18 protein-coding genes and 1 tRNA gene are annotated in these 20139 nt (G+C 55.8%); 1 reads left to right on the top strand and 18 read right to left on the bottom strand.

All coding sequences use genetic code 11. The features are described 5' to 3' along the window. The 16 genes from MHZ97_RS15450 to proB form a co-directional block, all read right to left on the bottom strand. A partial coding sequence (locus MHZ97_RS15450) for a hypothetical protein (protein ID WP_239313698.1) occupies positions 1–88 on the bottom strand: 88 nt, incomplete at its 3' end. A gap of 21 nt (positions 89–109) precedes the next feature. After that, positions 110–640 (bottom strand): replication/maintenance protein RepL, encoded by a 531-nt coding sequence (locus MHZ97_RS15445; RefSeq protein WP_239314875.1) that lies wholly within the window; start codon positions 638–640, stop codon positions 110–112. 1272 nt (positions 641–1912) lie between these two features. Further along, on the bottom strand, positions 1913–2185 hold the full coding sequence (locus MHZ97_RS15440) for a hypothetical protein (protein ID WP_239314874.1): 273 nt from the start codon (positions 2183–2185) through the stop codon (positions 1913–1915). An 83-nt stretch (positions 2186–2268) separates the two neighbouring features. Then, complete coding sequence (locus MHZ97_RS15435) at positions 2269–2499, bottom strand: hypothetical protein (protein ID WP_239314873.1); 231 nt, start codon at positions 2497–2499, stop codon at positions 2269–2271. Between the two features lie 35 nt (positions 2500–2534). Then, a complete protein-coding gene (locus MHZ97_RS15430; protein WP_239314872.1) occupies positions 2535–2741 on the bottom strand; it encodes an AlpA family transcriptional regulator in 207 nt (68 codons plus the stop codon). Positions 2742–2890: 149 nt separating this feature from the next. Beyond that, the gene (locus MHZ97_RS15425) at positions 2891–3784 is read right to left on the bottom strand and encodes a DUF6387 family protein (RefSeq protein WP_239314871.1); all 894 of its coding nucleotides are present in this window, start codon (positions 3782–3784) and stop codon (positions 2891–2893) included. Between the two features lie 193 nt (positions 3785–3977). Then, positions 3978–4053, bottom strand: a tRNA-Thr gene (locus tag MHZ97_RS15420). 186 nt (positions 4054–4239) lie between these two features. Further along, the gene (locus MHZ97_RS15415) at positions 4240–5988 is read right to left on the bottom strand and encodes an amylovoran biosynthesis protein AmsF (RefSeq protein ID WP_103795176.1); all 1749 of its coding nucleotides are present in this window, start codon (positions 5986–5988) and stop codon (positions 4240–4242) included. Positions 5989–6030: 42 nt separating this feature from the next. Beyond that, complete coding sequence (locus MHZ97_RS15410; protein WP_158253389.1) at positions 6031–6180, bottom strand: hypothetical protein; 150 nt, start codon at positions 6178–6180, stop codon at positions 6031–6033. 4 nt (positions 6181–6184) lie between these two features. Next, the gene (locus MHZ97_RS15405; RefSeq protein ID WP_103795177.1) at positions 6185–6478 is read right to left on the bottom strand and encodes a hypothetical protein; all 294 of its coding nucleotides are present in this window, start codon (positions 6476–6478) and stop codon (positions 6185–6187) included. Further along, positions 6475–6822: a hypothetical protein gene (locus MHZ97_RS15400; RefSeq protein ID WP_239314870.1), complete on the bottom strand. Its 348-nt coding sequence runs from the start codon at positions 6820–6822 to the stop codon at positions 6475–6477. The genes MHZ97_RS15405 and MHZ97_RS15400 overlap by 4 nt, the downstream gene beginning before the upstream one ends. Then, a complete protein-coding gene (locus MHZ97_RS15395; protein WP_103795179.1) occupies positions 6819–7286 on the bottom strand; it encodes a glycoside hydrolase family protein in 468 nt (155 codons plus the stop codon). Before MHZ97_RS15395 ends, MHZ97_RS15400 begins: the two co-directional genes overlap by 4 nt. A 201-nt stretch (positions 7287–7487) precedes the next feature. Next, on the bottom strand, positions 7488–7766 hold the full coding sequence (locus MHZ97_RS15390) for a hypothetical protein (protein WP_103795180.1): 279 nt from the start codon (positions 7764–7766) through the stop codon (positions 7488–7490). A 424-nt stretch (positions 7767–8190) separates the two neighbouring features. Continuing rightward, a complete protein-coding gene (locus tag MHZ97_RS15385; protein WP_103795181.1) occupies positions 8191–8922 on the bottom strand; it encodes an XRE family transcriptional regulator in 732 nt (243 codons plus the stop codon). 361 nt (positions 8923–9283) lie between these two features. Then, on the bottom strand, positions 9284–10537 hold the full coding sequence (gene proA, locus MHZ97_RS15380; RefSeq protein ID WP_239314868.1) for a glutamate-5-semialdehyde dehydrogenase: 1254 nt from the start codon (positions 10535–10537) through the stop codon (positions 9284–9286). Positions 10538–10548: 11 nt separating this feature from the next. Then, positions 10549–11652, bottom strand: coding sequence for a glutamate 5-kinase (gene proB / locus MHZ97_RS15375; protein ID WP_103795183.1), 1104 nt, complete (start codon positions 11650–11652; stop codon positions 10549–10551). A 254-nt stretch (positions 11653–11906) separates the two neighbouring features. Between proB and ompC the strand changes: the two genes are divergently transcribed. Continuing rightward, positions 11907–13019, top strand: a complete 1113-nt coding sequence (gene ompC, locus MHZ97_RS15370; RefSeq protein WP_103795184.1) for a porin OmpC — start codon at positions 11907–11909, stop codon at positions 13017–13019. A gap of 272 nt (positions 13020–13291) precedes the next feature. Here the strand turns inward: ompC and MHZ97_RS15365 are convergent, their stop codons facing one another. Together MHZ97_RS15365 and crl are read right to left on the bottom strand one after the other, a co-directional pair. Then, entirely contained in the window at positions 13292–19255 is a 5964-nt protein-coding gene (locus tag MHZ97_RS15365) for an autotransporter outer membrane beta-barrel domain-containing protein (RefSeq protein WP_239314867.1), read from the bottom strand. Between the two features lie 446 nt (positions 19256–19701). After that, positions 19702–20100 (bottom strand): sigma factor-binding protein Crl, encoded by a 399-nt coding sequence (crl, locus tag MHZ97_RS15360; protein WP_103795186.1) that lies wholly within the window; start codon positions 20098–20100, stop codon positions 19702–19704. Between the last annotated feature and the right edge of the window lie 39 nt (positions 20101–20139).

Genomic DNA, 20139 nt, shown 5'->3' with positions numbered 1-20139 from the left:
TGTAGGTGGGCCAGTTGGTGATTTTGAATTTTTGCTTTGCCACGGAACGGTCTGTGTTGTCGGGAGGATGCGTGATCTGATCCTTCAACTCAGCAAAAGTTCGATTTATTCAACAAAGCCTTGATTCCGTTAAAATATAGGATTTAACAAATGACAGACGATCACCATTGAACATAAAGTCAGGGTTAATAAAGTAATAGTTTTGGATCATAGTTTCAGCAATAAAATTCTTTTCCACCAATTCTTTCATACCTTTAAAATAAGTCGTTCTGGATACTTTAATAATTGTTTTATCTACAATATCATACGACATTAAAATTGTGTCAGTGTCCTTCTGCTCCTGCATTGCTCTGTAAAGAATTTCGAAAACCTTTGTACCTGCCGAAGATAATTCAGTAATCGCTCTGACACCATTAACATAGAGTTTTAAAAACTGTGTTTTATCCACTGCCTGGTATTGAAAAAAACCGGCCCCACCTAAACATTCTCCTGTGTTCTCATTGACGACCATTAGTCTGTCTTTTCCTGTTGATATTCTTCTTACCCCGCCTTTTGTATTATTGCTCGCAGACATTATAAATGGGTTTTTCACATGGCGCTGTAATCCTCTTCTTGATTTATTCGTTATCTCCTGCGTCATTTTATTTTCCTTTTATTATTTTATTGTGTTTTATTTAACACATTTATTTTCTTAGTCAACACTTAAAGTACATTTATTTTTAAATAAATAGCATTTCAAGTATCAAAGACTGACACTTGAAGTATCAAAATATTATTTAAAAATAAACTTACAAAGTATGAATGAGAATAATAATCGATTAAAGTCCCCAAACCACGGACTTTAAGTCCCCAGAGCGCGAACTTTGTTTTAAGCTATATCTGGTCTGAGAGAAGCTTTCTTCTTCATTATTAATATAACGAGAAGCGACAGATGTTCTTCATTGTTTTTATCAAGTAAAAAAATGATGATTTTATATTGTTTGAAGTAACCCAACACGGCTGTTGTGCCGTGTCATTGCGGTTCATATTTCCTGCTTTTTCTTTATTTTATATCAGAACTAAAATTTCTGAACTCTGCTTCTTTGCCTTTAAGGGGCAACCAGCAGGCTAGGTACTGATGGTTTGTTATTTAATTAGTTTTTCTATGCAGCACACTCGCTTGCTCATTTCCTGCTTTAAAATCAAAACCCTTTGATAAGGAAGCTGTCTTGATTTCGCTACTCGCTCAATCGCTATGCGCTCACGCGCACTAACGACTTAAATAACAGAGATTTTCTGTCAAAACCATTTTCTTCATCGCGCGAAGAACTTTCGCCATTCTAACTGTGAAACTTTAAGTAAATCACTTCATCTGGTGAAGAAAAATGTTCTCAAAATTTAAAACAAAAGGGCGAGAGCCAGCAAAACGTTCGTCAGAACTTTTGCGAGGGTTTTAGCGATTGAGCGCATTAGCGAAATCAAGACCAGTCATTTTATACAAGGGTTTTATTTATTGCTACATGCTAGTATGTGAGCATATAGCTCAGTAAAACCATTATTACTCATATAGCCCATACAGGCATTGCTGGTTGCCACTAAAAGGCAAAGAAGCAAATGCTCTGTTATTGCCCAGCTACTGCATAAAAGAAGAACTTTAACCACCATGGCCCCCACAGGCACAACATACGGTTGTGCAGGGGGTTAATAACACAATTGACCAAACTGTTTTCCATTAATGAAAACTGGCGGCACGACCTTTTTGATAATAGGCAGATTCTAAGCATAATCAGCCGATAAAAAACCACAAAGCTGTTATACTACACTCCTGCCGATTGTTGAAGCCGACAGACCGCTTTGAGCGAGAAGCGAAAAATACAGTAGTACTTTTGGTAAAGAAACCATGAGAAAGCCCATGCCGGGCTGTTCCATATTTTTACCCAATCCACGGCATGTCCCACACGATTTTTACTTTAATCTCTACTGCATTAACATGAGATTCCTTGATTGCATATTTATTTAGATAATTCTGCAAAGCTATCTTGTCAGACGCTTTTTTCTGTTTGTTTGTCCTTTCCCTGATCCCTGTATCCGTAATCCATTTATCCAAACCTCGTTTTACTGCACTTCTTAATTCATCTTCATAAAACTCGTCCAAAATATCAACTTCAATTTTAAAACATAAACTTCTTATATAAAACGATTTCATTTTTACCTCTCCTATCTTTTACCCCAGGAAAACGCCAACCTTATGGCGTTTGCTCATCATTTTCAAAGCCTACTTTTATATTATTATCCCTCTGAAATAATTTTATTTTTTCTATACGCCAGATAACATTTCAGTGATTCCTGACCAAAGCAATCAAGATCACGATAGATTATTATTATATTGTAAAACCTGCTCTTTTTTTCGTCGAAATCGGCAATCCAGTGCGGTGTGTATAAATATTCTGCCAATATATCTAAATAACCCCAGTCCAGTTTATCCATTTCTCTTGTTGCTTTTTTAATTAATGTACTCATATACACCTCTTTTTTATTTTATTTATTAATTTAGATTATGCTGCTTTATTGCGTGAAGAATTAATCAGCTTTTCAATCCAGTCATTTATTTCACTCTCAATGAAGGCAACGTTTTTTTCGCTTATTTTTACTGGTGCAGGAAACTTATTTTTATTTACCAGGCGATAAATGCTGGACCTGCTTATACCTGTTCTTTTTATTACTTCTGACAGTCGAATAAAATTTTCATATTTTTGACTCATATTTTTCTCCTTTGTTTTTTTGATGTGAAGAATGATATTGCGAATAGCTATGCAAAAAAATGGACCAAAAAAAAGGAGGTCGTCTGAGACGACCTCCTGCTCAATTCCCGCCGTTAACCAGACGGATAACTGTCCGGGGAACTATTTATTTACTCATCCCTTGATTTATTTTTCGACTTCTGATCGCTTTTCAGCTTATCCAGCACAGCAGAAACTTTCATATCCATCAGATATCGGTTTTTATAGATAAATGCCGTGAACAGGCTGTTGAACTCACGGGTTCTGGCTTTTAGAGCCATCGGCCTGTCCGTTTCCTTTATTTGTGAGTCACCACGAACCGTATCGATACCAACCCTGTATATGAGAGCAGACAGTTCAGCATCGCTGAGCTTTATCGAGTTTCGTTCTGACCAGTACAGTAAATCCAAGAGGGGAATAATGCGGAAATCAATGAGTTTTTTGATCATCACTTCACCAAAGTAGAACGTCTGCTTTTGAGTATGTGGTTTAGCACCTGTTGCCTTTCGCCACTTTGGCAGAAGATAACGGACAGATTCTATGATTTCATCATCTGTCGAACCACTTAGATCGAGGTGTAACACCATCCGTCCTTTCAACCGTTCGTTTTTCTCTCCCCAAAACCACGAGACAGGATAGCTGGCGTAGGGGGAAGTCGTCTTCGGGCGTCCGGACTCAGAGAAAGGTACGATTCCACTTCGACGTATCAGATCCTCAGCCTGGTAAAGCCAGCCAACAGGAAAATGCCTGATATGCTGATCGCTTTCTAAATTATGCTCTGAGGCAGAGGCTTCCCTGGCCCTTAACGAAACAGTAAGAAGAGGATTGCCCGAAAAAATCTGTTGCTCTTCTTCCTCATTGACCGTTTCGAGTTCATCTTCGGATGCCGTCTTAAAACCCACAAACATTTGCTGTCTGTATCTGAATTCCTGATGGAGCTTTTCAATGGTAAGATCCAGCAAGGCGTCATAGTTATCTGGATTGAACCACTTTCTCAGCGCCAGCATTTTTTCTGTTTTTGTCATTAGGTTGCCCGGTTTTTATGTCTTTACACCACTATATGCAACAACCGGATTTCAGCCAACGGTCAATGGCTAATGCTTTCATATGGGAGATTATGGTAGGAGCTATACCGTGCTAAATAAGTACGCCAGTAAGTACGCGAGTGGAAAAACGGGAAGCTTTTATGAAAGAGTATTTCATAACTTATTGATTTTATGGTGCCGATAATAGGAGTCGAACCTACGACCTTCGCATTACGAATGCGCTGCTCTACCAACTGAGCTACACCGGCATAGAGGCGAGAACTACGGGGCATTAAGTTAGAAAAAAGCGTCACTTCCGTCAAGAGCCGCAGCGCGCGGATGCTGCTTTTCTCGTCATCTGGCAAGGAAAAGAGCACGCTCCTCTCCTTCCCGCACGTTTCAGACGCCAGAAACAAAAAAGGCGAGGCCGTAGCCTCGCCAAAACGTGCCGCTCATCAATCGTAATAAGGAACCTTGCGGTCGGTACCATTGATATTGATCAGCACAAAGCCCGAAGGCGTGGTTTTATTTGTCGGCGTACCCGCGGTCGTCGCGAGCGTGACTACGCCTTTCTCGTTGGCGCCGATACCCGCCACTCCATTGTGCAGGCCAAAGCGCGCTGCCGGCTTCAGCGTCCCCATTTTGGTGGTATCCGTTACTACCGACATATCCGACTGGAACAGAGAACATGAACCGGTATCGAAACGCGTCGGGCCGGTACATTTCAGGTTGAACATGGTGTCCCCACTGTTCGCGGCCAGCTTTACCCAGACCACCGCGTAGGTGGTACCCACACGGCTGTAGCGGATATCCAGCACGGCCGGCTGCCCCATATGGTGGGCATCGGCCCAGACGGTTTCCAGCCGCTGCAGGTTAATCCAGGTTTTACCGGTCCCCACCATATTCACCGGCGAGGCGGCGGTGGTAGATGGCGAGGTGGCGTCGCCTTTGCCGATCATCTCGATCACCCACTGCTGGTTGGCGTTGGGGAAGAAGAACTGACCGAGGCGATACCAGTTATCGGTGCTGGTATTGTTGGTCACCTTATAACCGCTGAAGTAGCCTACCCGCAGCGAGCCAGTCATAAAGGTGCCGTGGTTTTCATCACGGCGATAACCATACTCGAAGGTAGAGAGCCAGCGGCCGCTGGCGGCGTCCTGAGAGATTCTCGCGCCCGACTGCAGGCCGATCTGACGCATCACCACGCGCGCATTGTTCAGATTGAACGGGTTGCCGCAATCCTCAATGTTCAGCGTATCGATGGTCCAGCCGCCGTCGGAGAGATCCCCCGGGTTGCGCGTATGCTCAATCCAGACGTTGCGCATAATCCCCTGGGTAACGCGCGGCATATAGAGCGTGGCGTCGCCGTAGCCGGTCTGGAAGTTGGCGTTGCTCAGCTCGATCGCCGTCGAGTGGTCCCAGACGCCGCGCGGTGAGTTTGACCAGCCTACATCGAACACGCGCGAATAGGTGTAGAGGGTATAGATCTGGTCGAACTTACTGTCGAGCGTATCCAGCAGCTTGAACACCGTGCCGCCGGTGTTCTGCGCGCGGAAGCAGTGAATATTCACCGTCTCCCCTTCGATACAGGTGTTCTCGAAGAACGGCTGCTTGTTGCTCACCAGATCGGCGGTGATGGTGCCGGTATTGGCGACGGTATCGGCGCTGGCCTGACCGTTCCACGCCATACCGGTAATCACCGTGCGGCGCGCTTTTACCTTGAACACCGGCGCATCGCTCTTGTCGGAGATAATGGTGGTGCGCGGCAGCGAGCCCAGCGGCGAATCGTCGCCGAGCAGACCAAAGAAGGTCGCGTCGGTGGCGCTGAGGTCGATCGGCTTGATCAGGAACTTACCGCCAGGGAAACGCACGGGCAGCGCAACGCAGTTGGCGTTCCAGGTTTTAGTCCAGTTGTACATGCGCATAAAGGCTTCGGTGTCGTCGGCGTAGCCGTCCCCTTTCGCGCCGAAGTGCAGCACGTTCAGCTCTGCGGGATCGTTGATGGTGCGCTTCCAGTAGAAACCGTCACCTACCGCAATGGTGCCGCCGTCATCTTTCAGCGTGGTGGTGCCGATAAAGCCGACGAAATCGCCGCCGCCGCGGAAGGTGGAATCCTTGTCGTAGTAACGGTTCAGGCTGGCGACCTGGCCTGCTGCTGCGGGTTTGGTGGTACGCAGTTCGGCAAATGAGTTCACTTCAATCATGGCATCCTCCTCAGGATTTTAGGTACTAAAGCATCAGATAAATCAGGGTTTGGCCGAATGGCCGCAAAGCTGATCCCACATGTCGTTGTGGGTATTGATGGCGCGAACGGTGCGAACGTCCATGCGTTGCGCATCGTCGCCGTGGGTATAAATCGGGGAAAACAGCACGCAGGCCGAATCGGTGACGGCCACGGGCTCAGGGTTTGTTGTATTTCGACTGCTGCAGCTTGTCGCGAGCAGCAGCGTCATCAAGATTGTTGTTCTCGGTGGTAACACGGGTCGCCTCCTCGCGATGCTGTTGCTGCTGTTGCGCCACGGCGGCGGTTTGCGCCGCCTCTTTCTGCGCGCTCTTCGTATCGGCCTCGGCCTGCTGCTGCACCTTGCCGATCTTCTTGCCGCCGAAATAGCTGGCGCCCAGCGCGGCGATGAGCGCACCGATGACGGCGAGCCAGTGCCAGCCGCCGCTGAGCAGTGCAGTAAATAAACTCATGGTTTTTTCGCCTCCAGCAGTTGTTTCTGCTGCACCAGATTCTTCTGCCGCACAAACTGCGCGATTACGCCCATTGCCACCATAAAGGCGCCAATCAGGCCGAGGTAGTTGTGGGGAAGAATGGATTTGACGTCTTCCGGCAGGGCGTTCCAGGCGTCCAGCGAGGCAGAGGGAAAGGATTGCACCCAGGCGCTGAGCATCGAACCCAGCGACGCCAGCCAGACCGACCAGGTTTTAAACAGCAGGCGCGCATGCGCCACAAACTCCAGCGTGGTAAAGCGCTGCATAATCAGCAGCACGATAACCACCATCAGCACGGCGATAATAAAAAAGAGCCATCTCATAGCAGCCCCCTGTAGACGTCATAGGTGCCGCTTCGCATCACTTCGGCATGACGGCGGGCGCGCCCCGGCGTCTGACGCGCCCACAGGCTGTTGAGCATGGCGTTGGCCGCGCTGTCGTAATCCTCGGCCGCCACGGCGGTCAGCATGTTTTTAAACAGCGAGAGTCCGTCGACGCCGAGCTGATACGCCATGCTGTAGAGCACGTCGCTGCGCGCGTCGTTGCACTTCGCCAGCGCCTGCTGCAGCAGCGGCAGGCTCTGCATCTGCTGAGCTTTGCCTTCGATAATGCACTTCTTCCAGACGTCACCGACCTGGCGCGGCACGCGAAACACGTAGTTATTGAGCGACGCACCTTTTGGGCCGATGCGAATGCCTCCCGCCACGGTGGGGAATCCCTGCGTGTCGAGATAAGGCGCTTCAACGTAGCCCTCTTCAAAGTTGAGAATCTCAATAATCTGGGTCATAGCCATTCCTCTTTTGCGGGCACGGGAACAGGTTCCCAATGCGACAGCGACAGTTAAATCACACTGATCAGTGCCAGAGATAACACCAGCAAAACCGCAGGTGAAACCAGCAGCGGGTCTAAACAGTGGGTTGAGAATTCCCGTCCAGACAAAACGGGAGAAAAGATGAGATACAGCGGTAAAGGCAGTTACAGAGCAGGTTCAGCGCACGGCGTAGAGGTGCACATGCGGCAGACAGCAGTTATCAAAACTGGCGTTTTCGGCGCGGTTAACAGGCCCAGGAGCAATGGCCCGCTCAACGCGCGAGGTCACCGGACGCTGAACGATGCGTTCGGCGCGGCGTAACGGGGGATTTTCGGGTTCGCAGCCCAGCGCCTGATCGATGCTGAGCTTGAGTCGACTGAGCGGCTGGCGCCGCCGATGCCTGCGGGTGCGGGCATTACCTACAAAGACGCTTTTGCCATAGTGTATTATCGCCATAACTCCTCCTGTGAATGAGTCTTTGGCGATGGGGTGGCAGGCGCGGGTTTTCGGCAAGCCGAACCGTCCCGGATACCGCGTTTTCCGCTCACAGCGCAATGCCCCGGCTGTAATAACAGCCAGGCTAAGCGCGAGTAGGGAGAAAAAGGCGGCATCTGACGACGCTGCATGTGCGCATCCACCCCATCCCAAAGTTCACTGACTTTGGATGGTTTGATTCGCGCTTGTGCAGCGCCTCGATTGTTTAAGAGCGGCTCACTCCGTGAGAGAAGGGCTTCGTTGGTCCACGCTCAAATTATTAACCTGTTCTTATGCTTTATCAAACACCAACAGTTAATTTTTTATTTACTGTCGGTTAAATTTTTGAATTTTGCTGAATTATTTTTTTTCAGCAGGTTGCAGCTGAACACATTTCGCCCAGAGGTTAACCCAGTAGCTGATAGTGCCGCGCCTGGCTCAGGATGACCTTTGCCATCACCTGCATACTGTCGACCTCCTCCCGATTAAGATACCAGGTTTCATAACGCTTATTATCTGAAATAACAGCGATTTTTTTGTGCTGCAGCTGCAGACGCTTGAGATAGAGCTGGTTATCAAGGGTAAAGATATAGATGCCATCGCCGTCGAAAAACTTCACGCTGATATCCACGAACAGCTGATCGCGCGGCGCAAAGGTCTCTACCATCGAATCGCTGTTGATGGCGATCAGGCGAATATTTTCTGCCGGACGGCCGTTGAAAAGCACGCGCGCCTCATCCACGCCATATTCAATGGCGTGGATAGTCTCGACGAACTCATCGCGCGCGTGCAGCCCAGAGGCTGACTTTTGCCCGATATCGAGGCTTTCGATGCGAAAGACATTGCGCTGCGCCTTCAGACTATCGAGCGAAAGCGACTCGGCGGGCTTTTCCATTCCGTACTGCAGCCACTCAACCCGTACGCCCAGCAGTCGGCTTAGCGCCAGCAAATTATTATCATCCGGCACGGACTGCGCGTTGAACCACTTCCATACGCCCGGCGTCGATATTTTGCACCCCTGCTGCTGTAACGCTTTAGCAACCTGTTTATTACGTCCATGTCCGACAATTCCCGCACTTTCGCACGCGGCAATCAGCCTGGCAGTAAAAGCTTGTCTCGTACTCTCTTTTTTAACCATTAGTTAATAATCTGCCATAGAGGAGATACTGGATGTTATTTTCATTATTGCTACCAGTTCATTTTATATTACCGTCCGTTTGCTACCCAATTGCTTTTGTAAAGCAGCGCTAATTATCATTATCCTCCTCAGGCTCTGGGCAACCACTCTCAATCGCGCTGCGCCCTGTTGCGGCGCGGCTTTCAGGAATGTTCTGCAGAAAAACGGGTAAAAAACAGACAGCCGCTTTGCAGAAAAAAAAGTCGCGTCAGGAGACGTCGAAAGTCGCACCGAAAAACTCCAAAATTAACTGGATCGAAAAACAGGGGTCAAAAAAAAAGGCGCCCGTTCTGGACACCCTTTTTGTTAAATAAAGTCGCAATCAGGGGCGCAGCGTATCGTCGCCCCACGCGACCCATTTATAGGTCGTTAGCGCCTCCAGCCCCATCGGGCCGCGCGCATGCAGCTTCTGGGTACTCACCGCCACTTCCGCGCCGAGACCGAACTGGCCGCCGTCGGTGAAACGCGTGCTGGCGTTAACGTACACCGCCGACGAGTCGACCTGTTTCACAAAGCGGCTGGCGTTCTGCGTGCTGCGCGTCAGGATGGCGTCAGAATGCTGGGTGCCGTGGGTGCGGATATGCTCGATCGCCGCATCCATGTCATCCACCAGCTTCACGTTAAGATCGAGCGACAGCCATTCGTCATCGTAGTCGCCCGGTGCAATCGGCGTGACGCTGGCCGGGCCGTCCTGCAGCCGCGCCAGCAGGTTTTCGTCGGCGTGTAGCGGGATCCCCTCCTGCGCCATACGTGCCACAAACGCCGGCAGAAAACGGTCGGCGGCGTCGCGGTGGATCAGCAGGGTTTCCAGCGAGTTGCAGGCGCTGGGCCGCTGCTTTTTCGCGTTGACGATCACCTCCAGCGCCGGCGCGATCTCCATAGTGTCATCGAGATAGATATGGCAGACGCCGATGCCGCCGGTGATCACCGGAATGGTCGAGTTTTCGCGGCACAGCTTGTGCAGGCCCGCGCCGCCGCGCGGGATCAGCATATCGACGTAGCGATCGAGCTTCAGCAGCTGATTGACCAGTTCGCGATCGGGATTCTCAATCGCCTGCACCGCCGCCGCCGGCAGGCCGTGCTGCTGCAGCGCGTTCTGGATCACGCGAACGGTGGCGGCGTTGGTGCGCCACGTCTCTTTGCCGCCGCGCAGAATCGACGCGTTGCCGGTTTTCAGGCACAGGCTGGCGACATCGACCGTAACGTTGGGGCGCGCTTCATAGATCACCCCGACCACGCCGAGCGGAACGCGGCGACGTTCGATGCGCAGCCCGCTGTCGAGCTGGCCGCCGTCGATCAGCTGGCCGACCGGATCGGCGAGCTGGCATACCTTGCGCACGTCGTCGGCGATAGCGCTCAGCCGCTGCGGATTGAGCGTCAGGCGATCGAGCAGCGCGGCGCTCATACCGTTAGCGCGCGCATCGGCGAGATCCTGCTCGTTGGCCGCCAGAATCGCCTCGCGCTCCGCGTCGAGACGATCGGCGATGGCAAGCAGCACCTGGTTTTTTTCAGCGGTCGACAGATCGGCCAGCTTATATGCGGCGGCGCGCGCCGCTTTTCCCATTTCTTCAAGCATTTGACCGCTCCTTAACTGACGATCATGTCGTCGCGATGCACGGCCACCGGACCGTATTCGTAGCCGAGGATCTCCCCGATCTGCTGGCTGTGATGGCCAGCGATGATGCGCAGCGCATCGCTGTTGTAGCGCGAAACGCCGTGCGCGATATCGCGGCCCTCAAGGCTGCGAATGCGGATCACCTCGCCGCGCGAAAAGTTGCCGCGCACGTCGCGGATGCCTTTCGGCAGCAGCGAGCTGCCACGTTCCAGCATCGCCGCCAGCGCACCGTCATCCACGGTAATCTCCCCGGCCGGGGGCGCGCCGAAGATCCAGCGCTTGCGGTTCTCCAACGGGGTCTGCATAGCGTGAAAGCGCGTGCCGACCGGATTGCCGGCGATAACGTCGGCGATGACGCCGGGACGGCTGCCTGCGGCGATAATGGTGTCGATACCGGCGCGACAGGCGACGTCCGCCGCCTGCAGCTTGGTGGACATGCCGCCGGTGCCCAGGCCGGAGACGCTGTCGCCCGCCAGCGCGCGCAGCGCGTCGTCGATTTCATGCACGTCGGCGATCAGCTCCGCCTGCGGATTGCTGCGCGGGTCGGCCGTATAGAGCCCCTGCTGATCGGTGAGCAGCAGCAGCTTGTCGGCACCGCCCAGCATCGCCGCCAGCGCCGACAGGTTATCGTTGTCGCCGACTTTGATCTCCGCCGTGGCCACCGCGTCGTTTTCGTTGATCACCGGCACGATATGGTTATCCAGCAGCGCGCGCAGGGTGTCGCGGGCGTTAAGGAAGCGCTCGCGATCTTCCATGTCTGCGCGGGTCAGCAGCATCTGGCCGATATGGATACCGTAGATGGAGAAGAGCTGCTCCCACAGCTGGATTAAACGGCTCTGCCCCACCGCAGCCAGCAGCTGCTTTGAGGCGATGGTAGGCGGCAATTCCGGGTAGCCCAGGTGTTCGCGTCCGGCGGCCATCGCGCCAGAGGTAACGATCACGATGCGATGGCCGGCCGCGTGCTGCTGCGCGCACTGACGAACCAGCTCCACCATATGCGCCCGATTCAACCGGCGCGAACCGCCGGTAAGGACGCTGGTCCCTAATTTGACCACCAGGGTCTGACTGCCGCTCATATTTCCTGCCGTTTCAGTAAAAAAAGAAAAAATTTCTGCGAAGGAACTTTTTATCAGGAGTCAGATGCGAAGCCAACTCTCAGCCGGGGAAAAGCACGAAAAACCCGAGACAGTCGGGTAGACCAAAAGTTCGCATATCACAAGAAACCATAAAAAATGTCATGAAACCTTCATATCCAGGCGGTAAAACGTCCCCTGTTTTATAAGCCCTTTTCAGGCGCATAACATATTTTACTCATCGGGATTGATAGCAAATGAAGAAAAGTATACTGGCACTGGTCGTCTCTGCTCTGGCGCTGACCTCTGTTGCTCACGCGGCGGAAGTGTATAACAAAGACGGCAATAAGCTGGACTTCTACGGCAAAGTAAAAGCGATGCACTATCTGAGCGACGCGGACAGCCTGGACGGGGATAAGTCCTATGTCCGTATCGGCTTCAAAGGCCAGACCCAGATCAACGACCTGATGACCGGTTACGGCCAGTGGGAATATCAGTATAACGTCAATAACTCCGAAGGCTCCGACGCCAACAGCGGCAATAAAACCCGTCTGGGCTTTGCCGGCCTGAAGTTTGGTCAGTATGGCTCTTTCGACTACGGCCGCAACTACGGCGTGCTTTACGATGTGGAAGCCTGGACCGACGTCTTCCCGGAATTCGGCGGCGACGGCACCGCGCGTTCAGATAACTATATGACGCAGCGCGCCACCGGCGTAGCCACCTATCGTAACAACAACTTCTTTGGCCTGGTTGACGGCCTGCGCTTTGCGCTGCAGTACCAGGGCCGCAACGATGCCAACGGCGCCAACGCGCGCAGCGATATCAACCGTCAGAACGGCGACGGCTACGGCGCCTCGCTGGGCTACACCCTCGGCGACACCGGCGTGAGCCTGATGTCGGCGATCACCTCTTCCGACCGCACCAACCAGCAGCAGGCGCGCGTTTACGGTCAGGGCGACCGCGCAGAGTCCTGGGGCGCTGGCGTGAAGTATGACGCCAACAGCGTCTACCTGGCGGCGATCTATACCGAAACGCGCAATATGACGCCGTTCAGCGGCACTGACCGCGCAACGGGCCTGAGCGCGGCTGGCGCGGCGAACAAAGCGCAGAACATCGAGCTGGTGGCGCAGTATCAGTTTGATTTCGGCCTGCGTCCGTCACTGGGCTACGTCCAGACCAAAGGCAAAGATATCGAAAACGGTATCGGCGATGCGGATCTGGTGAAATATATCGACGTGGGCGCCACCTACTACTTCAACAAAAACATGTCAGCGTTTGTGGATTACAAAATCAACCAGCTGGACGACGACAACCGTCTGAGCCTGAACAACGACGACGTGGTTGCGCTGGGTATGACCTACCAGTTCTAAAAAATCTGACGCCGCCGCGACGCGCGACGGCGACAGTGTTTCTCCCTCAATGTGTCTGATAAACAAGGGCCGCCTCATCAGCGGCCCTTTCTTCATACTGCTCCATGGTTAAGAAGCGGATGGCATGGGCTTAAGAGCAAAGCGTCCCGCGCCAGGGATGGCGCGGGCCGAGCGCGCAAGGATGCCTTGAGCGACTTTGCGATCGGCCCATGCCATCTGCTTTTGCACCTGCCGAAAAGGGGCCTCCTCATGGTGGCCCCTTTTCTTTCTACTCAGAACGTCCAGCGCACGCCGGCGTTATAGCGCCAGCCCTTCGCGCCGTTGCCGTCGATCTCCTTGCGGTAGTCCGCCTCGGCGTAGAGCGAGAGGTCGTTGCGGAAGCGCGTGGTGGTGCCGACGCCAACGTCCCACATCTGCCCGAACCTGCCGCTGGTGAAATCCTGACCGATATCGCTCCCCGCCGCGCCAACCTTCACCTTCGCGCCGCCGCCCCAGCCGTGGGAATAGTTGGCGCGCAGATAAGGCGTGTATTCGCGCTGCGCGTCGTCCTGCCAGGTGCGATCCAGCCGCGCGCCGAGACGGCCGATGGTCTGGTCGTCGTCGTCAAACGCCACCTTAACGCCATCCTTATCGGTGGCGTCATCGAACTTCAGACGCATCCAGGTCAGCTGCGCCTGCGGCTCGAGACGCAGCCCGTTCGCGAAAACAAAGGGATAGCCCGACTCCAGCGAGGCGCTCCAGCCGTCGGCCTTCAGCTTCGCCACCTCTTTTTGCCGCGCGATATCGGTGTCGCCGCGGTGCCAGCTCCAGCTCAGCGCGCCGTCAAGATAGAAGCCGCTGTCGCGCTGCCAGGTGCCGTAGAACGAGACGCTGTCGCTGTCGAAGCTGGTTGAACTGTAGCCGTCGGCCGCGTGCGGACGAATGCGCGTATTACCACGCGTATAGGCCATGCCGCCGCGCAGGCTGTCGCTCACGCCGTCCAGCTGCAGCAGATTGCCGCCGAGCTGCACCGCGCTGTAGTCGATATCGGCATCAAAGCCGTAGTCGCTCAGGCCGCGGTTGCTCTGCCAGCTGAGGTTAGAGCCGAGGTAGCGCAGAAACAGCTCGCCGCCCGTTCCGCTGCGCTGACCGTCGCGCAGCTCGCCGAGACGCTTGTGCAGATCGTCGGTGAGCGCCTGGGTGTAGTAGGCCAGGCCGACCGGCGCCGAGAGATACGCGGGCACCTGCGGCGCGAGCGCCGGGCGGGCGGCGCGCGATGCGGTGCTGCCCGCCTGCGGCTGGCACAGCGAGCCATCTTCGCACACATAGCGGTTAGCGAGCCGGTAATCCCAGCCCGCCCCACCGTTCGCAGGCGCGAAAGCGTAAAGCCCGTACTGCCAGGGCCCGGCGGCCAGATAGCCGCCCTGCAGCGCGAAGCTGTCGGCGCTGGCGCTGCCGGAAACCTGCGCCAGCGAAACCCCTTCGCGGCCATCTATCGCCCCGTCGCCGTTGGCGTCGCTCTGCGTCGCGGCGCTGCCGGCGAGAATACGATCGTCAATCAGCGTGGTGCCGGTGACGTCGCCGTTTACCCGCAGCGCGTCGCTCTGGCCGCCTGCGCCGTTAAGCCGCGTCGCCAGCCTCAGCGTGCCGCCGAGCGACGCCAGCGTGCCGTCGAGGGTCAGCAGATTGCTGGCCGCGCCGCCGTTGCTCAGATCCAGCGTGCCGGCATTGTTTACCACCAGCGAGTCGTCGGTGGCGCCCGCCAGCAGCGGGTTGACGCCATTGCCGGCAAACAGCGTGGAGTCGCGGTCGATATTAATGGTGCTGTGCGCCAGCTTCAGGTTATCGGTGAGCGTCCACTGCGTATGGATAAAGTTGATCGTGCTCCAGCCCGCGCCGAGGTTGACCCCTCTGCTGAGATCGTCGCGGCTAAAGGAGCCGCCGCCAGCCTCGATGTTGCTGAAGCTGAGCGTGCTGCCGACGCCGCCCGCGGTGGTGATATGGCGGGTATTCGCCAGGCTGACGTTCTCAATCAGCGCCTGGTTGTTTTCACCGCTGCCCATCGTCAGGCTGCCGTTCAGGGTGCCGCCGGTGACGGCAAGCGTATCGCTGCCGTTGCCGGTATTGACCTCGCCGGTTACGCTGCCGCCGATAAAGGCGAGCTGGTCATTGGTCGCGCCGCCCGCCACGATCGGCGTCTCCGGGTATTCCGCGCTGATATCGCCCTGGTTGATAAACACCGTCTGGCCGCCGCGCAGATCGATCACCGGCGCGACGCGACTGTAGGAGACGATGGTGCCGCGGTTTATCACCTCGCTGGCGCTGCGGGTGACAATCGCCGATCCGCCCGCTTCGCTGCCCACGGCGATAAAGCCGTCGGCGAAGACGCGGCCGGTGGTACTGGCGCGAATGCCGTCACCGCTGCCGTTAACGATAATGGCGTAGCCTGGCGGCACCACCAGATCGTTAGCGGTGGCGGAGCCATCCTCGTTCTGAAACAGATAGCCGACGCCGCTGCCCTGCACGTCAATCGTCGCCTTGCCGCCGTAGTCGAACGACGTGGCGGAGCGGATGCCCGCGCCGTCAGTGGGAATAAGGTAGGCGTTATCCAGCGCAATATTCGCGGTTTCGGCGCGGTTGTTGATGGCGCTGCCGCCGCCTTCGGCGCTGAGGATAATTTCGCTCGCCTGCAATCCCGCCGCGCCGCGATCCAGCAATACCGCGTCCGCCCCCCCTTTGACCCAGATACCGCTGCGGAACAGCTGGTCGCCCTCAATGTTGAGCGTCGCCTTTTCTCCCACGCGCGCGCCGGCAATGCCGCCGTCTACCTGCACCGTGCCGTTGAAGGGCTGATAGAGGCCCGCTCCTTCGCTGGCGTCAACCCCAATGCCAGACGCGACATGGATCCAGAGGTTATTGATCAGGCGGCCGCCATCCAGCAGCCGCGCACCGGTGCTGTTCTCGCCGTCGAGGATAATGGTGCCGTTGTTCATCACCGTCGCGCCGCCGGACGCCTGCAGCGCGGTAACGTTTTTGCCGCTGCCGATGATGTTGCGGTTGCTGAACACCGCGCCGTCGCCGTTTTCGCTGATTGCGCCGATGGTCTCGTCGCCGTTCAGCCACACGTCGCCCAGATCGCCATAGGCGCCGCCGGAAGCGCGCAGCGCCACCGACCCCTTGCCGTTAACGAAGTAGGTTTCATTGTCATAGAGCGTCGCGCTGCCGGACATTTTCACCCCGGTGGTGTTGGCGCCGCTCAGGGTGATCTCGCCTTGCCGCTGCAGCGACAGGATCGCGCCGTCGCCCAGCTGATAGAGCGTTGAGCCGTCGGTAGAGACATCCTGATTACTGCCGTACGCGTAGATAGTGCCGCCGCCCTCCACCACCCGGTAAGCGGTCTGGTTGGGATCGTGAAACACCACCCTGCTCTGCTGGCCGAGCACCAGCGCGCCGCCGTAGAGCGCTTCGCCCGCCAGCACGTTGCCGCCATAGAGGTTGATAACGCCGTCTTGCTCGATGCGCGCCGCGTCGCCCGTGGCGTATAAGCCGGTAGTGGGGAAAAAGCCGTCCGCGCTGCCTGCCGTCACGTTCAGCGTGCCGCTGCTGGTGATGGTGCTGCTTTTCGGGTCGGCAAAGGCGTAGCCCGCTGCGAACAGCGCGACCGCGCCGTCGCTGACGCTGATATTACCGCTGCTGGAGGCCTGACCGCCGACCAGCGCCTGAATGCCGTAGCTCTGCTCGCCGCGCAGGTTGATATCGCCAGTATTGGTCAGCGTGCCGCCGTACTGGGCGATTAAACCGATCTGCTGATTGCTCTGGCCATTGATATTGGCATGGTTAACCAGCGTCGAGGCGAAAGGCCGATCGAAGCTGTTGGTGATGTAGCGCGTCAGGTTGTAGTAGTTGCCGTCGACCACCGTCGCCGTCGCGCCGCCGACGTTGAGGTTAAGCTGCGTCGCCGCGTCAATGGTGCCCTGCGCGCCGCCCTCGATGCGCAGCCCGGTGGAGGTGTTGCCGATGTTGAAGGTCGCGCCGTGGGTGTTAACCACCGAGCCTTCGCCCACCGCTTCGATGCCGGTGGAGAAAGCCGCGCCCGGCGAGATGGTCAGGCCCGCGCCGTCAAAGTCCGCGCCGTCCTGATAGCGAAAAATCGTGGCGTACCAGTCGTCAGATCCGGTGGCGTAGTTGCCTGCCTGCGGCAGATTGATTCTGGCATTCGGCCCGATGGCGAGGAAGCCCATCTGATACTCGCCGCTGCCGCCGAGCTGCGGCACCGCTGCCTCGGTTAAATCGACCGTGGCCTCTCCCTCGGCGCGAATGCCGACCGCGCCGTTGCCCTGCAGCACAATGGGGCCGCTCAGCGTGGCGGACGCCTTGCCGCTCCCCTGCCCGTTAAGCCACACCGCTGTGTTAAAGCTGCCGTTCAGGGTATCGGCGCGGCCGGTGACGTTGATCGCCCCGCTGGAAAAGGCGCTGGCGCGCTGGCCGTCGTGGGCGATGACTTTAATGCCGGTGCCGCCGTCGCCGTTAAGGTTGATGGTGCCGTTGTTGCCCACCAGCCCGCCGCTGCCGGAATCTATCGCCAGCAGGCCGACGCTTTCCGCCGGGCGAAACTGCGCGCGGCCGTTGAGATCGATGGTGCCGTTGTTCAGCGCGACCGCGTCCGGGCCGTTCTCGACGCGCATGGCGGCAGCGTTCTGCACCTTGCTGCCGAGCACAATGCGCCCGTCGTTGATCGCGGTGGCGTTAAACTGCTGCGCAATGGCGCTGACGCCGCCGCTCTGGTTAATCGCCACCTCCTCCACGACGTCGCTTTTCGCGTTCTGCGGCGCGCGGCCGACGTAGATCACGCCGCTCGCGGTGTTAATAAAGCTGGCGCCGCTGGTGTCGAGCAAGACGCCCGCGCTGCTGTGGCTGCCGCTCGACTCCGCTACGCCGAGGTTAATCGCGCCGTTGTTGATCCCCTGGGCGTCACTTAGCCGCAGCGCATTGCCCGGTTGCGTGGTGGCGTAATTAAGCACGCCGTTATTGACGAAACGGCTGCCGCCGGTCGCCAGCACCGCGTTGCCGCTGTAGCCGAGCGTCGCCGCATCCACGCCGCTGCCGTCTGCGTTGTTAAAGAACCCGCCGTTAATTACCCCGTTATTGATGCCGGTGCTGCCCGCCAGCCGCAGCGCGCTGTTCTCATGGGCCGCCGATCCGCTGGCGGCCAGCTTGCCGTCGATAGTGGCCTTTGCGCCGTTGGTGGCGCGTACCGCGCCGCCGTCCGCATCGACCACCTCCAGCGTCGCCCCCTTCTGCACCGAGACGCTGGCGCCAGGGCCGTCGGCGCTCAGCACCGAGCGCTCACCCACCGGCAGCGTCACCTCGTCGTTGTACTCATCAGCGTCGATCACATAGGCGATGGGCGCGCCGTAGAGCGTCAGCGCCTTATTGAATTCGCCATTGTAGCTGCCCGCGCTGAGGTTGCCGCTCTGCAGCTGCTCAATCAGCCAGTCGTTGTACTGGCGCAGATCGTTGAGGCTGGCGACGTTAAACTCGCGGCTGTTGCCGTCCAGCGTGGTGACGCTGAAGGGGCCGCTGTAGTGGGCGACGTTATCCACCCACCAGGCCAGATTGTAGGTGTATTCGGTATAGGATCCGGTAAAGGCGATGCGGTTGGCCGACTGCCAGTTCATCGCGCCGCTGCCGCTGGCGGTAAAGAGCTGGCTCTGCTTCGCCGCCATGCTCCAGCCGTTGGTGGCGGCGGTGGTCGCCGCGCCCTCAACGCCGATATCGACGTTAATGGTGCCGTTGCTCACCTGCGCCACGCGGGCATCAATATATTGCTGTCCGTTAACGTTGTAGTAATTGGGCAGTTCGCTGGCGGGCGTCACCGGAGCGAGCGCGCTAATACTGGCCGAATTAAATACCTGAAGCGGATGATTACCGCCGTTGATATCGGGCACGCTAATAACATAATCTTGCGCGCCGAACGTCAGGCGATCCGCGCCGATGACGTTGTCATCGGAAATAATTCTGCCGCCTGATAAGAGTTCGCCCACGGTAATGGGACGGCCGCCATCTTCGCCCGGCTGAAAGCGTTGAATACCGCTCAGGGTTTGCGTCGATCCATTACAGACGCAAAAGACGCCTGCCTTATTGTCATTTACCAGCGGGGAAAAGGGTTTTAACGTAGCGGCCTGACTACTGGTAATGGGAAAAAGCAGCCCGGGCGCAGCCGCCAGGCTTAATAACAGCGGATTTAATTTAAACAAAGGGTTTTCCTCCAGAGAGACAGCACAGGTCCACCCGGACTTTTAGCTGTCCGGGTTGGCATTCTTTTTTTTGCCGATAACAAACGGAGAAAAGCCGCGACGGGGGCGGTCGCGCTGGCTGGTATCACACCATTTCGTCAGGAAAAGGTCTACAAAGCGTCAGTGCGATTCGCCTCAATAAAATGAGAATAAGAATAATGCCGTGCCGCACTCTGATTTATCTGGCCCGGTTATTTCAGCTGGCGGCGTTGATTACTCAGCCTTTATAAAGCGGGTTTAGTTAATATCCATAATCAAATAAGCAGCGAAGCTGTTTTGGTCTGAAAGAGAGAATTAAATTAAAGCGGGAGAAGAGAGATAATATAAACGCAGCGCAAGGGCAGCAATATTGCAGAACAGGCATAGCCAAAGCGAATCGGGCTATGCCTGCCGTTCAGGGTTGAGTATCAGGCGCTAAGATCGACCGGCTCTTTAAAGCCGCTGGCGGGCGTCAGGCCCAGATTCAGCTCCTCCAGCATCGCTTTCAGGCGGGTATGGAAGTTACGCAGCGTCTCTTCCACCTTCTGCGTGTTCTCTTTGCCCTTGATATTTGCAACGGACCAGTCGCCGTCTTTATCGAACAGACCAATATGATAAACGTAGGTAAAATGGTCTTGCTGTGCGTCCAGCTCCATCCACCAGCCCCAGAACTCACGGCTTTCCGGCGCGGGTTTGACATTGACGCAGGCGGCCAGGCAGTCGAAAAAGAACCGCGTTTCTTCACATTTCCCTTCGCGGATATACGGTCCCAGCTCGGTGAAGCGCTTAAGCAGGCGACTACGGGGATGACCACTCGGTAACGTCATGCTAATTCTCCATAAGTTTGACCGTTAGTATTAAAGCAA

Origin of the sequence: Pantoea sp. ACRSC, from assembly GCF_022346785.1 — a bacterium.
In the GTDB taxonomy this organism is placed as follows: domain Bacteria; phylum Pseudomonadota; class Gammaproteobacteria; order Enterobacterales; family Enterobacteriaceae; genus Pantoea; species Pantoea alvi.
Note: the sequence above shows the minus strand (reverse complement) of the source record. Positions and strands in the feature narration are given on the sequence as shown.